Annotated in this window: 12 protein-coding genes, 1 pseudogene and 1 riboswitch; of the genes and pseudogenes, 3 read left to right on the top strand and 10 right to left on the bottom strand. The window is 60.1% G+C overall.

The window, feature by feature from the left end:
* The first annotated feature begins 117 nt into the window (after positions 1-117).
* A riboswitch (cobalamin riboswitch) is annotated at positions 118-317 on the top strand.
* Between the two features lie 116 nt (positions 318-433).
* The gene (gene metE / locus Amn_RS05990; RefSeq protein ID WP_286295158.1) at positions 434-2,764 is read left to right on the top strand and encodes a 5-methyltetrahydropteroyltriglutamate--homocysteine S-methyltransferase; all 2,331 of its coding nucleotides are present in this window, start codon (positions 434-436) and stop codon (positions 2,762-2,764) included.
* A 707-nt stretch (positions 2,765-3,471) separates the two neighbouring features.
* On the opposite strand, the gene Amn_RS05985 is transcribed toward metE, so the two are convergent.
* Positions 3,472-3,651: a DUF982 domain-containing protein gene (locus tag Amn_RS05985; protein ID WP_244441075.1), complete on the bottom strand. Its 180-nt coding sequence runs from the start codon at positions 3,649-3,651 to the stop codon at positions 3,472-3,474.
* A gap of 340 nt (positions 3,652-3,991) precedes the next feature.
* Entirely contained in the window at positions 3,992-4,294 is a 303-nt protein-coding gene (locus Amn_RS05980) for a DUF982 domain-containing protein (RefSeq protein WP_202324084.1), read from the bottom strand.
* Positions 4,295-4,539: 245 nt separating this feature from the next.
* On the opposite strand from Amn_RS05980, the gene Amn_RS05975 reads away from it, so the two are divergent.
* The gene (locus Amn_RS05975; protein WP_286295157.1) at positions 4,540-5,004 is read left to right on the top strand and encodes a Ros/MucR family transcriptional regulator; all 465 of its coding nucleotides are present in this window, start codon (positions 4,540-4,542) and stop codon (positions 5,002-5,004) included.
* A 256-nt stretch (positions 5,005-5,260) separates the two neighbouring features.
* On the opposite strand, the gene Amn_RS05970 is transcribed toward Amn_RS05975, so the two are convergent.
* The 5 genes from Amn_RS05970 to Amn_RS05950 form a co-directional block, all read right to left on the bottom strand.
* Entirely contained in the window at positions 5,261-5,860 is a 600-nt protein-coding gene (locus Amn_RS05970; RefSeq protein ID WP_286295156.1) for a cold-shock protein, read from the bottom strand.
* Between the two features lie 373 nt (positions 5,861-6,233).
* Positions 6,234-7,226 carry an adenosine kinase gene (locus Amn_RS05965; RefSeq protein ID WP_286295155.1) on the bottom strand — a complete coding sequence of 331 codons (993 nt, stop codon included), beginning with the start codon at positions 7,224-7,226 and terminating at the stop codon, positions 6,234-6,236.
* A gap of 100 nt (positions 7,227-7,326) precedes the next feature.
* Complete coding sequence (gene metK / locus Amn_RS05960) at positions 7,327-8,502, bottom strand: methionine adenosyltransferase (protein ID WP_286295154.1); 1,176 nt, start codon at positions 8,500-8,502, stop codon at positions 7,327-7,329.
* Between the two features lie 58 nt (positions 8,503-8,560).
* A complete protein-coding gene (gene glyA / locus Amn_RS05955; protein WP_353622417.1) occupies positions 8,561-9,898 on the bottom strand; it encodes a serine hydroxymethyltransferase in 1,338 nt (445 codons plus the stop codon).
* Complete coding sequence (locus tag Amn_RS05950; RefSeq protein WP_274609472.1) at positions 9,895-10,257, bottom strand: ArsR/SmtB family transcription factor; 363 nt, start codon at positions 10,255-10,257, stop codon at positions 9,895-9,897. Before Amn_RS05950 ends, glyA begins: the two co-directional genes overlap by 4 nt.
* A 307-nt stretch (positions 10,258-10,564) precedes the next feature.
* Here Amn_RS05950 and Amn_RS05945 point away from each other — a divergent pair.
* A pseudogene (locus Amn_RS05945) lies at positions 10,565-10,890 on the top strand (transposase); the annotation flags it as partial.
* Between the two features lie 23 nt (positions 10,891-10,913).
* On the opposite strand, the gene Amn_RS05940 reads toward Amn_RS05945, so the two are convergent.
* The 3 genes from Amn_RS05940 to Amn_RS05930 form a co-directional block, all read right to left on the bottom strand.
* Complete coding sequence (locus tag Amn_RS05940) at positions 10,914-11,123, bottom strand: helix-turn-helix transcriptional regulator (RefSeq protein ID WP_286295153.1); 210 nt, start codon at positions 11,121-11,123, stop codon at positions 10,914-10,916.
* 155 nt (positions 11,124-11,278) lie between these two features.
* Complete coding sequence (locus Amn_RS05935) at positions 11,279-11,524, bottom strand: helix-turn-helix domain-containing protein (RefSeq protein WP_286295152.1); 246 nt, start codon at positions 11,522-11,524, stop codon at positions 11,279-11,281.
* Positions 11,525-11,540: 16 nt separating this feature from the next.
* Positions 11,541-11,756, bottom strand: a complete 216-nt coding sequence (locus Amn_RS05930) for a helix-turn-helix domain-containing protein (RefSeq protein WP_006328748.1) — start codon at positions 11,754-11,756, stop codon at positions 11,541-11,543.
* Between the last annotated feature and the right edge of the window lie 271 nt (positions 11,757-12,027).

Raw genomic sequence — 12,027 nt, 5'->3', positions numbered from 1 at the left:
GATAAGAGGCGGCATCGTAAGCGGCTTTGGGCGAAAGAGACCGATCAGCGCAAGGGCATTATTCGCATCATCACATAAACATCTCGTTATATGTATTGACAAGGAGCGAAGCTGCTGTGATTGTGCGCATGTCGTGGTTCTCCGCGCGGCACTGCTGTAGCGGAGCTAAGAGGGAAGCCGGTGCGATGCCGGCGCTGCCCCCGCAACTGTTAGCGGCGAGCCAAGCCCATTGGTGTCACTGAGGCGAACGGCCTCGGGAAGACGGGCAGAGGCTTTGACCCGCGAGCCAGGAGACCTGCCACGACGAACAACGTCCACGGGCGGGGTGTCTCGGTGGCCGCGGTAGCCTGGCTTCGTGCCGCCTGCTCGCGCGTTCCTTGTCCCCACGCCCCAACCATCGGGGTATGGCATGACTGTCTCTCAACAAATTCCAGTGGCAACGCTCGGCGTGCCGCGTATCGGTCGACGGCGGGAACTCAAATTCGCGCTTGAAAGCTACTGGTCCGGAAAATCTCCCGCTGCCGACCTGCTCACGACGGCGAAGGCGCTACGCGCCGCCAGCTGGAGGGAGCAGCACGACCACGGCGTGTCGAAAATCCCGTCCAACGATTTCTCGCTTTATGACCATGTGCTCGACACCGTCGCCATGGTCGGCGCCGTGCCGGCACGATACACCTGGACTGACGGCGAGGTCCCACTCGATACCTATTTCGCCATGGCGCGCGGCAACCAAGGTCAGGCCGCTGATTGTGGACATGCCGGTGACGAGCATGCGGCCAACGGGCATGGCCTTGCCGCGATGGAAATGACCAAATGGTTCGACACCAACTATCACTACATTGTGCCGGAACTTACGGACGATCAGAGCTTTGCCCTCTCGTCGGCGAAACCGGTCGATCATTTCCTCGAGGCCAAGGCGCTCGGCATCCACACGCGCCCGGTCCTGCTTGGACCGGTTACCTTTCTCAAGTTGGCGAAGTCACCTGAGGAAGGTTTCAACCCTATCGCGCTCCTGCCACGGCTGCTGCCCGTCTACGAGGAGCTCCTGCGGAGGCTGAAGCTCGCGGGAGCCGATTGGGTGCAGATCGATGAGCCGGCGCTCGTGGTCGATCTGGTTCCCAACGAACGGGATGCGCTCCAATTCGCCTACTGCCGGCTGTCAAAAGCAGCACCGGAGTTGAAGATCATGGTCGCTACCTATTTCGGATCGCTGGGAGACAATCTCGAGACCGCGATTTCTCTGCCCGTGGCGGGACTGCACGTCGATCTCGTGCGCGCTCCAGAGCAGTTGGAGACCGTCGGCCGGCTCGCGCGGAAGGACCTTGTGCTCTCGCTCGGGCTGATCGACGGCCGCAACGTCTGGCGCGCGAACCTGCCTGCCATACTTGACCGCATCAAGCCGATCGTCGCCGGCTGGCCGCTGGACCGCGTGGAGATCGCCCCGTCCTGCTCGATGCTGCATGTGCCGATCGACCTGGACATGGAGACGGCACTCGATGCGGACGTGAAATCGTGGCTCGCCTTCGCGGCGCAAAAAACCGACCAGCTGGTCGTGCTCGCCCGTGCCCTGGCCGAAGGCCGGGACGCGGTCGCCGCCGAACTAGAGGCGTCGGCTGAGGCTGCCGCCGCTCGCGCGACATCCGCTAAGGTGCATGATCCGCTCGTCGAAGGTCGGGTCGCCAGCATCAAGGTCGCCATGACGCGCCGGAAGAGCGCATTCGCCGTGCGCTCCAAGCTTCAGGGCGACACGTTTGGCTTGCCATCCTTCCCCACCACGACGATCGGCTCCTTCCCGCAAACAGCCGAGGTTCGCAAGGCGCGGGCAGCCCATGCCAAGGGCGAGCTGAGTTACGTCGACTATGAGGCCTTCCTGAAAAGAGAGATAGAAGCCGCCGTTCGCTGGCAAGAAGAGATCGGACTCGACGTGCTGGTCCACGGCGAATTCGAGCGCAACGATATGGTGCAGTATTTCGCCGAGCAGCTCCGCGGCTTTGCCTTCACGCAGCATGGGTGGGTGCAGAGCTATGGCTCGCGCTTTGTGCGACCCCCGATCATCATTGGCGATGTGTCGCGACAAAATCCGATGACACTACACTGGTGGCGATACGCCCAGTCGCTGACGCCAAAGCCGGTGAAGGGCATGCTTACCGGCCCGGTGACGATCCTCAACTGGTCCTTCGTCCGAGACGACCTTCCGCGCTCAGCCGTCTGCCGCCAAGTCGCGCTCGCCATTCGCGATGAAGTGAGCGACCTCGAAAAGGCCGGCGCCAGGATGATCCAGATCGACGAAGCCGCACTGCGCGAGGGCTTGCCGCTGCGCGAGGCCGAGTGGCAGGCCTATCTCGACTGGGCCGTCGAATGCTTCCGGCTGGCTTCAACGGCCGTCGGCGATGCGACCCAGATCCACACCCATATGTGCTACTCCGAGTTCGGCGATATCGTGGACGCGATTGCCGCAATGGATGCCGATGTGATCTCCATTGAAACCTCGCGCTCGCAGATGGAACTGCTCGATACGCTTCGAACCTTCAAGTATCCGAACGAGATCGGTCCTGGCGTCTATGACATTCACTCGCCGAGGGTCCCGGAAGTGGGCGAGATTTCCAACCTCATCATGCTTGCGCGCGAGCGATTGTCGGATGGCCAACTGTGGGTGAATCCCGACTGCGGTCTCAAAACGCGCAGATGGGAGGAGGTCCGCCCTGCCCTGATGAACATGGTGGCTGCAGCACGCGCAATTCGGGAAAAAGCGCAGACCGCGTAGGGCTCGGTGCCCCTCGCCGGCGGTGAGCGGCAACGCCACACCCGCGCGACCGAGGGGAGTCTATCCGGCGCACCCAAAAAATCGTGCTGCCGGTGACGAAGCGCCTCGGCAAGCTTGGCCTGGCCGCGGCCCTTGTTACGGCGCGTCGAAGTCAGCTTTCCAGACGCCGCCGTTGGCTGGCGATCGAAGGAGGCTTGGCCTCAAATGAGCCGGCCAGAAACGAGGCGGCTCACCGCCAGCCAGTTTCGGATTATTCCGTATTGGGATAATCCAGTATCACTATCGTCTCCCAACCTTGATCGCCGAAACCCCGGTGCCGACCATGGGGAGAAACATCGGCGATCACGCACCCCGGTCCCGGAGCGCGTTCCGGAAGACCGGATGCAGGGCTGGGGGAAGGTTCAAACGGCACTTCCGGAGACTGCTGAAGCGGCATCGACGCTCTGCCATCTGCAGCGGGCCAATTCCCGCTCGATGGCTCCGTCTGCCTCTGGCTGCAATCACCATCACCGCGACGGCGAAGCCGAGCGGCCGCAGCTGGCTGGCGGACCCCTTATGTTTTGATGGTCAACATACGGCGCCGGACCAGGAAAGCCGCCGCGGAAAGTGCGGTGTTGGCTTGCTCCTGGCGGAGCCGGCAGGGGTGTTCGGACCGCGCCCAATTGCGATGCGCAGATGGCCGAAATTCATGAGCGGCGTCCTAAATCTCAATCGCCGCGTAGAATGCGTGCTTCGAGCGCGGCCGCGACGAAAGCTCGTCGAGCAGCTGGTGGATGGGTCTTACCGCGTAACACCTGCAGACAGGTGTCCATCGCTATCCTGCGTTTATCGGTCTCATGATGCAGATCCCGCAGCAAGATAGCGGCCGCGTCGTTGACGTCGAACACGACACGCTCCGAGCCGCGGCGGCTAAGCTGAACTACGACTGGCCTCTCAAATCTGATCAACCCGGTCATCCCCTCCTCCACAGCCACTACTCGGCAAACAGCGCGGGCCGCATTTTCTTTACTCAGCCGAACGCGACCGCTGCATCGCGCCAATGAGCCTGGCCATTGGCGGGCAAGCGATCGCCATGAGCTGCGTCTGGCATGGTCAGCTTGCGTGCGATCTGCGGTTTTGCAGTTGGTGGTGAGGAACTGCTTCTCATTCGCGTGGTCTAACCGTGAAACCTGTGCATACTGCACGATTCGACGCGGCTCGCGCCAGTCTCAAACACGTCGTTGAAGTCTACACCTGCACTTTTCCACTGCCCGATCTGCAGGCGGCGATCCACTGCATCGCGGAGGTTGGATCTTCCAATATGGCGACCCGCTTCGCAAAGCCAAAAAAGGCATTGCGCGCCGTGCTTACCGGCTTGCGCCCATCGTATGCATCGTAGCATGCCCTCAGGGCGGCTTCGTGGATCATGTCTCTGCGATCTTCCGGCCATTCATTGAGAAAATCGATTGCATCCGCAAGGCCGGCGATCTCTTGGATGATGTGCGTTGCGCGCCTCACGAAAAGCGGGCTGCTGAAAGCCTCAGCGTTCATTCGTTCCTCCAACCTTCCAAATAGCCAATTTGTGTGAAGAGGCGCCGCATCGACGCGAGGCGACCCTGACACAATGTGTTGTCAGGGCGATGACGGTTCAAGAGGAAGATCCGCGACGGCGACCGGGCGTGCAGCGATCCGCCAACACATCATGCAATGGCTTTGGTTGCCATCAAACGCGGTCGTCACTATTAAGCTACGAGATGATTCTTACCCGGCTACGCTAATACCGCAGGAGCGTTTTCATGACCGACGAAACCGAGAGCAAAGCCGACAACCTCATCGAACTCACCGCCCATGTCGTCTCAGCCTATGTTTCGAACAATCCGGTTCCCGTCGGTGAACTGCCTGGGCTTATCGGCCAGATACACATCGCATTGAAAGGCACTGCTGGTGGTGCCGCACCAGAAAAGTCAGAAGCTCTCAAGCCTGCCGTACCGATCAGAAAATCGGTTACACCCGATTACATTTTCAGCCTTGAGGACGGTAAGAAGTTCAAGTCGCTCAAGCGTCACCTGGCCACCCATTATGGCCTCACGCCCGACGAATATCGCGCGAAATGGGGGCTGCCGGCGGACTATCCCATGGTGGCGCCGAATTACGCTGCGGCGCGCTCGGCATTGGCCAAGACGATGGGTCTGGGCCGCAAGCCGAAGGAACCGGAAACGCCGGCACCTGCCAAGCGTGCCCGCAAGAAAGCCGCAGCCTGATCGCACTTTTTCAGGATGGGCTAAGCGGATCAGGCATCATTTCGCAGTCGCGAGATAAAATTTGTGCGTTGCAATAACCGCGGCGATCGGTATGATCATGGTGTCGGCCATCTACTCCTCCCAGATGTGGCCCCGACGCTGAATGGAGCGCACCTCCTCCCGCGTCTCGTTCTAAATCGAGCCCGCTGCCACCTCCTCCCGGTAGCGGGCTTTTTCTTTGTCTGAGGCGCGATTTCGGTAGGCCAACGCATTGGCTCTAAGCGAGGCGAATGCTCCGAACTTCCAGGCCTTTCTTGCCCTGCCCGCATTGGACAAACACCTTCTGACCCTCCATCAGCATGCTGAGTCCTGAGCGGGTCAGCGCGGTGGCATGAACGAAGATGTCCTTCTCACCGTTTTCAGGTGCAATGAAGCCGAAGCCCTTTTGGGGATTGTACCATTTGACCGTGGCCTCGCTCTCCAACTGGGCGCTCGTCCCGGCGGTGGACTCTCCAGCGCAACGCGTATGCACCTGAGGTTTCGCGGTCTGACCGCCTACCTCCAGCACTTGCGCGACCTGATGACCTCTTGGACTTTCTTCCGTTGTGACCTTGAGACGCGTTCCCTCGGAAACACCGCGGCTCCCGGCCGCCTCCAGCACTCGGATGTGCAGATAGGCCTCGATGCCCTCTGGCAGTTTGACAAAGCCAAAACCCTTGCTGGTGTTGAACCAGATCACTTCGGCGTCGACAGCGGATGCGGCTAGGGTCGACGAACGCTGAAAGTAGCTTGGCTCGGAAGGCCGTTCCGCAAAAGAAACCGGGTCATCGTCATGACGATGCCGGCGTGGCTCACGATGATCTTTATATTTGCTCATGATCGTCTCGACTCGGCTGAACAACGCACTGCGCTCCCGGCAGGATAATCTCAATCGGGCGATGCATTCATGTCAATTCACCAGTTGGCCGCTTACCCGCTCGATCGCATCACGATCCCGACCTGTTGCCACACGCGCGATGATGGCGGGTGAGCAATATATGCCACAGCTCGAGGCAGCTGATCCGAACGGGATCCCTATATCGCACGGCAAAAGGGTCGCGCTGTAGGGCGGCACCCGCGATCAACCGTTTCGATCGTGACATGCTCCGGGCTGCCGCCTCACGCGGATGCGCATCCGATGTTTCGATTTACGCGCACTTTTCCGCACAGCCCCCAGGAGGGCAGACGGGCAGCTCGTCATTAACGCCCCCCTACAACAACCCAGCCTGCTCGGCCTCGCGGCGCAGGTTCTGCCGAGGCCTCGGGCCGATCTGCTGGATAACCAGGCCGGCGGCCAGTGAGCCAAGGTCGCCGCAGGTCTTGAGGTCGCGGCCCTGCGTGTAGCCATGCAGGAAGCCGGCGGCATAGAGGTCGCCGGCGCCGGTGGTATCGACCAGTTCGCGGATCGTCATCGCCTTGATGGTGACGGTTTCGTCGCCACCCACGATCACCGAGCCCTTTTCCGAGCGGGTCACGGCGGCTATTCTGCAGTCCTTGCGGATCCGCGCCAGCGCATCATCGAAGGACGACGTCTGGTAGAGCGATTTGATCTCATGGCTGTTGGCAAAGACGATGTCGACCGTGCCCGATCGCATCAGCTCGAGAAATTCGTCGCGGTAGCGGTCAACGCAGAACGAATCCGAGAGTGTCATCGAGACCTCGCGGCCGGCTGCGTGCGCGAGCTTCGCCGTCCGCCGGATCGCCTCCTTGGCGCGCGGCGGGTCCCACAGATAGCCCTCGAAATAAGTAACCTTGGCGCCCGACGCCTTCTCGGCCTCGACGTCCTCCGGCCCGAGTTCGATGCAGGCGCCGAGATAGGTGTTCATTGAGCGCTCGCCGTCCGGCGTGACGAAGATCATCGACCGCGCCGTCGGCGGCTGGCCTTGGAGCGGCTCGGTGTCGAACGCGACGCCCTGGGCCTGGATGTCGTGGGTGTAGATTTCGCCGAGCGCATCGTTCGAAACCTTACCGAAGAAGGCGGCACGTCCACCGAAGCTGGCAACGCCGGCCGCCGTGTTGCCGGCGCTGCCGCCGGAGGCCTCGATCGCCGGGCCCATACGGCTGTAGAGTAGTTCGGCGCGATGGGTGTCGATGAGGTTCATCGCGCCCTTGATGATGCCGTTGGTCTCGAGGAATTCCTCGTCGCATTGGGCGATGATGTCGACAATGGCATTGCCGATGCAAAGCACGTCATAATCCGGCATCAATGTCTCCGCCAACTACCCACCGGCTTTCTGCTATGCCGGCCAGGCGCGCGTCTAGCGAGTTGAAAAGGATTGCCGCATGCGCTTGATCCAGCGGCCCTCACGCAGCTGCCGGTCCTGCTTCACGCAGCAAGTCGTCGGCTCTGTCCGTCTTCTCCCAGGTGAACTGAGGCTCTTCACGGCCGAAGTGTCCGTATGTCGCGGTCTTGCGGTATATCGGGCGCAAGAGATCAAGCATCTTGATGATGCCTTTCGGTCGGAGATCGAAAAGCTCAAGAACAAGGCTCTCGATCCTTTTTTCCTCGATCCTTGCGGTTCCGAATGTGTTGACCATGACAGAAACCGGACTGGCCACGCCGATCGCGTAGGCAAGCTGAACCTCGCAGACCTCCGCAAGTCCGCTGGCAACGATATTCTTCGCGACGTACCGGGCGGCATAGGCGGCCGAGCGGTCAACCTTGGATGGGTCCTTGCCCGAAAAGGCGCCGCCGCCGTGACGCCCCGTTCCACCGTAGGAATCGACGATGATCTTGCGTCCAGTGAGGCCGCAATCGCCGGCAGGCCCACCGACCACGAACCGCCCTGTTGGATTGACCAGAAATCTGATCCCCGAAGTATCCAGGTGGGTCGGCAAGACTGGTTTTATGATCTCCTCAATGACGCCTTCGCGGACTGTATCTTGGGAGACCGCCTCGTCATGCTGCGTTGACAGGACTATGGTGTCCAGCGCCACCGGGCGAAGACCCTCGTAGCGTACGGACACTTGAGATTTCACGTCTGGCCGAAGCCAGCCAAGCTGTCCCGTTTTCCGGACCTCTGCCTGTTTTTTCGTCAAATGATGAGCGAGTTGGATCGGCAAGGGCATCAATGTATCCGTCTCGTTGCATGCGAATCCAAACATGAGGCCCTGATCCCCCGCCCCCTGCTCGAGATCCTGCCCTCGTCCTTCATCAACGCCCTGGCTTATGTCGGGCGACTGCTCGGTGAGAGCCAGAACGACGGCGCAACGTCGCCCATCAAAGCCGATGGCATCGTCGTCGTAGCCAATGTCGAGGATCGTATCGCGGGCAACCTGAGTGTAATCGATCGCCGCGTGGCTGGTGATCTCTCCAGCCAGAACGACCATCCCTGTCTTCACCAACGTTTCACAGGCGACGCGCGCCTTCGGGTCGGTGCGGAGGATGGCATCGAGGATGGCATCCGAGATGTTGTCTGCCATCTTGTCGGGGTGTCCCGCGCCGACGGATTCGGAAGAGAACACGAACTGCCTGGTCATGGAATGGCCTCGCTTCAAATGTTGGAGTTAGGTGGGGAGTTTCTGGATTCGGGCGGCCTTACCGGTCGCTGATGCCGGGAACATCGAACGCAGCGCAGAAGTCGGCAACGTCTCTTCGCACGTTCGCATGAACTTCCTCGTCGTCGGGCTGGCGGCAGACCAAATCAATGAAAGCGGCGATCTGCACCATTTCCCCTTCACGCATGCCCATGGACGTCACTGCCGGCGACCCCAAGCGGATTCCGCTTGTGACCGCCGGGTCGCGCGGGTCTCCCGGCACCATGTTGAAGTTCGTAATGATGCCTGCCTTGGCCAGGCGCTCGGCATAGGCTTTGCCCGATAGCGGCCGGGCCCGCAGATCAAGGATCAGCATGTGATTGTCAGTTCCGCCGGTGACCAGGTCATAACCACGGTCCAGAAGCGCCTGGGCTAGCGCCTTGGCATTTTTGACGATCTGCTGTCCGTAGGTGCGGAAAGACGGGGTCGCGGCCTCCTGCAAAGCGACAGCTAGCGCGGCGATGGTATTCACATGGGGCCCGCCTTGCAGTTGAGGAAATACCGCGCGATCAATCCGTTTGGCGAGATTGTGTTTGCTCGTGGGATGATAGAGCGCCTGATACCGATCTTCATTCTTCGACAAAATAAAGCCTCCACGGGGGCCGCGGATCGACTTGTGAGACGTGCTGGTGACGACGTCGCAATGGGCGACGGGATTCGGATGCGCTCCAGCGACAATCAGGCCGCTGATGTGCGCAATGTCGGCCACGAGATAGGAGTTCGCCTCCGCAGCGATTTCGGTCATTGCCGCGTAGTCAAAGACACGCGGATAAGCAGTTCCGCCGACCCAAATGAGTTTCGGCCGTTCCCGCCTGGCGGTCTCGCGCAAGCGGTCATAGTCAATTTGCTGCGTCTTATCGTGCAGCCCATAGGGGACGCGTTGATAATCAGTGCCGGAAAAGTTGACGGACCACCCATGAGTCAGATGGCCGCCTTCGGGCAAAGGCAAGCCCATGACTTTGTCACGGGGGCTCAAAAGCGCGCGATAGACAGCCTGGTTGGCTGGTGAGCCCGAATAAGGCTGGACGTTGGCGTGCTCACTGCCAAATAGCGCTTTCAGGCGCTCGATCGCGAGGGTCTCAAGCTCATCGACGATCTCGTTTCCCGCGTAGTAGCGCGCACCCGGGTAGCCCTCGGCATATTTGTTCGCGAAGATAGAGCCGGTCGCTTCCAGTACGGCTGAGGAGGCAAAGTTCTCAGATGCGATAAGTTTGAGCGTTGTCCGCTCCTGCCGCCTCTGTCGCAGAAGCAGTTCATGAACGCGGCAATCGACGTGGACCAAGGAAGACCGTCCGTATGTGCCAGGCTCTGCCATGGCTACGTCAGCGGATTTGTTCATGGTAGTTTCGCACTCCCACTTAGGCAGATCTTTTCACGACAAGCAGCAGTCCCCTTCGACCACGCGTCTTGTACCGCCTCGAGCCGCTCCAGGTCGCGCTTATGATACTCATCGTCGTGGGGTAGGAGATCGACCAGGAATTGAACCAACCCTCCGTCCCGGCCCCCTGCATTGAGATGATATGAGGACCAAGGACGTTGTCCATTGCCGCAAAGAAAGTTGGCTTTGGCGAGCATCCGGACGTGTCGCGCAACGCGCTCCCGACGAAGATCGAGAATCGCAGCTAGTTCGCAGACAGTCAGGTCGGCATGCGCGCAAAGGCCCAGGATCCGTAGGCGATCAAGATGTGCTGCTGTCATTAGGCGATCGACAAGTATCATCATTGGTCAGCACGACGCCAAATAGAAGAACCGAACGCTCGTCCTGCTGGCTTTATCATTTCGCGCTCTTCGCAAATGCTGTTCGGCGGCGGAACACAAAACGACACCAGATTTCTGCAGCCACTGAACTCGAAAGTTGTGGTGAGCGTACCATTGACAGCACTTTTCGGTCGCAAAGTTTCCGTGAATTTCCTTGAAGGATCTGTTGCAAGGCCTAAACAAGAACGCAACGAGATTGGCGAGGTGCTGGTAAGACGGCAAGCTGGCGAACAGCTTGGCCAAGAGGGAGGCGATCGGCGCCACCTTTCCCCAGGCGACAGTTCTAACCCGCATGGTGCACCTGATCCGCCATTTACTTGATTTCGTGTCACGGAAGGATCGCAAAACCGTCGTGCCGACGCTCAGCGCCATCTGCCGGGGCGCGGACGCCAAGCCGGCATGAAGGGGCTCTGGAGGACTTCGAGGCCGGCGACTGGGCCGCGATACCCGGCGATCACCCAGAGCTGGCGGCGCGACTGGCAGCACGTCGTGCCGTTCTTCGCCTATCCGAGTGTGCGCAGCATCATTTACACGACGGATGCAGTCGAAATGTCCGCGGCGCGTCGGCGCCGTTTCCAAATAGCGCCTAATCCCGGTCAGTCAGGTCGCACCAGATCGATGTGGCTGACACGGAGGGCTTGTGCCAGTTCATAAAGCGTGACGATTGTGGGGTTCCTTTTGCCCTTCTCCAACCCGCTGATGTACTGCTGGCTGAAGCCGGAGATCTCGGCAAGCTGCTCCTGCGTCAAGCCGGCCTTCTCCCTGATCCTGCGTGCATTTCGTCCGACCAGCTCGCGCATATCCATGCGCGGAGGTCAGCGGATCACGGACCTTGAGTTTATCCACTATAATATGTAATCCACATTGTCATCGATTTGCCCGAACCATCTGCCGCGGGGGGCAGTAAATCCAGGGATGCGATTTTGATGACGTTGGTCGCTCATGCCAAGCACAGCACGAGCTATCGGTCACGCAAGCGACGCACATGTGCGAGAACCTCGCAAGGGTCGATTTCGAGCGCTTCCGCTACGTCGGGGAACTCAATGACGTCCATGCGACGTTCACCGCCCTCATATTTGGCCACGAAAGACTGCCGGCGGCGAAGCGCTTCGGCAACCTTGGCCTGGGTTAAGCCCTTGTTCTTGCGCGCCGCTATCAGCTGTTCCAGCAGCCGGCGTTGGCGGGGCGATCGAAGGGATTTCGGCATCAGACGGTGCTTAAGCCTATTCAGATCGCGGATCGAGCAGCGTTGCCGGCTCAACCTCCAGCACCGTAGCGAGCTTCTCGACCATGTCGATGGTAGCAGCATATACACTGCGCTCAAGAGCGCTGATGTAGGTTCGATCAACACCAGCTTCATGCGCCAGCGCCTCCTGCGACAGCTTCTTTTTCTCGCGAAGCCTACGCAGATTGCGGGCAAAGACCTCTCGGATTCCCATAGGCGAGAGGCCACCCTCTTGTTGAGGATTTCACCACGGAGTATACTCTACAAACTTAAGGAGCAACTGGCACGAGCATCGACTTTGCCCGAACTACCTGCTGTTAGGGATGGCGACTTCGCGGATGCGATCTGACGATGATTATCGCTCAAGGTCAGCTCTGTAGGTCACGAAAGCTGTGCCAGGGAGCGAAGCCGAATGGTCTAGGCCCATGTCGAAGAAAGCGGGCTCAGTTCACCGGCGGCCGGCTGCGCGCCATCAAAATCGATTG

Source organism: Aminobacter sp. Y103A, assembly GCF_030294925.1.
Lineage (GTDB): Bacteria > Pseudomonadota > Alphaproteobacteria > Rhizobiales > Rhizobiaceae > Aminobacter > Aminobacter ciceronei.
This window is presented reverse-complemented; position numbering and strand designations above follow the sequence as displayed.

What these genes read in the sequence shown, in the direction of transcription:
- Amn_RS05980 (WP_202324084.1), bottom strand. Translation starts at nt 4,294, where the DNA reads ATGAACGCTGAGGCTTTCAGCAGCCCGCTTTTCGTGAGGCGCGCAACG.
- Amn_RS05975 (WP_286295157.1), top strand. Translation starts at nt 4,540, where the DNA reads ATGACCGACGAAACCGAGAGCAAAGCCGACAACCTCATCGAACTCACC.
- Amn_RS05970 (WP_286295156.1), bottom strand. Translation starts at nt 5,860, where the DNA reads ATGAGCAAATATAAAGATCATCGTGAGCCACGCCGGCATCGTCATGAC.
- Amn_RS05965 (WP_286295155.1), bottom strand. Translation starts at nt 7,226, where the DNA reads ATGCCGGATTATGACGTGCTTTGCATCGGCAATGCCATTGTCGACATC.
- metK (WP_286295154.1), bottom strand. Translation starts at nt 8,502, where the DNA reads ATGACCAGGCAGTTCGTGTTCTCTTCCGAATCCGTCGGCGCGGGACAC.
- glyA (WP_353622417.1), bottom strand. Translation starts at nt 9,898, where the DNA reads ATGAACAAATCCGCTGACGTAGCCATGGCAGAGCCTGGCACATACGGA.
- Amn_RS05950 (WP_274609472.1), bottom strand. Translation starts at nt 10,257, where the DNA reads ATGACAGCAGCACATCTTGATCGCCTACGGATCCTGGGCCTTTGCGCG.
- Amn_RS05940 (WP_286295153.1), bottom strand. Translation starts at nt 11,123, where the DNA reads ATGGATATGCGCGAGCTGGTCGGACGAAATGCACGCAGGATCAGGGAG.
- Amn_RS05935 (WP_286295152.1), bottom strand. Translation starts at nt 11,524, where the DNA reads ATGCCGAAATCCCTTCGATCGCCCCGCCAACGCCGGCTGCTGGAACAG.
- Amn_RS05930 (WP_006328748.1), bottom strand. Translation starts at nt 11,756, where the DNA reads ATGGGAATCCGAGAGGTCTTTGCCCGCAATCTGCGTAGGCTTCGCGAG.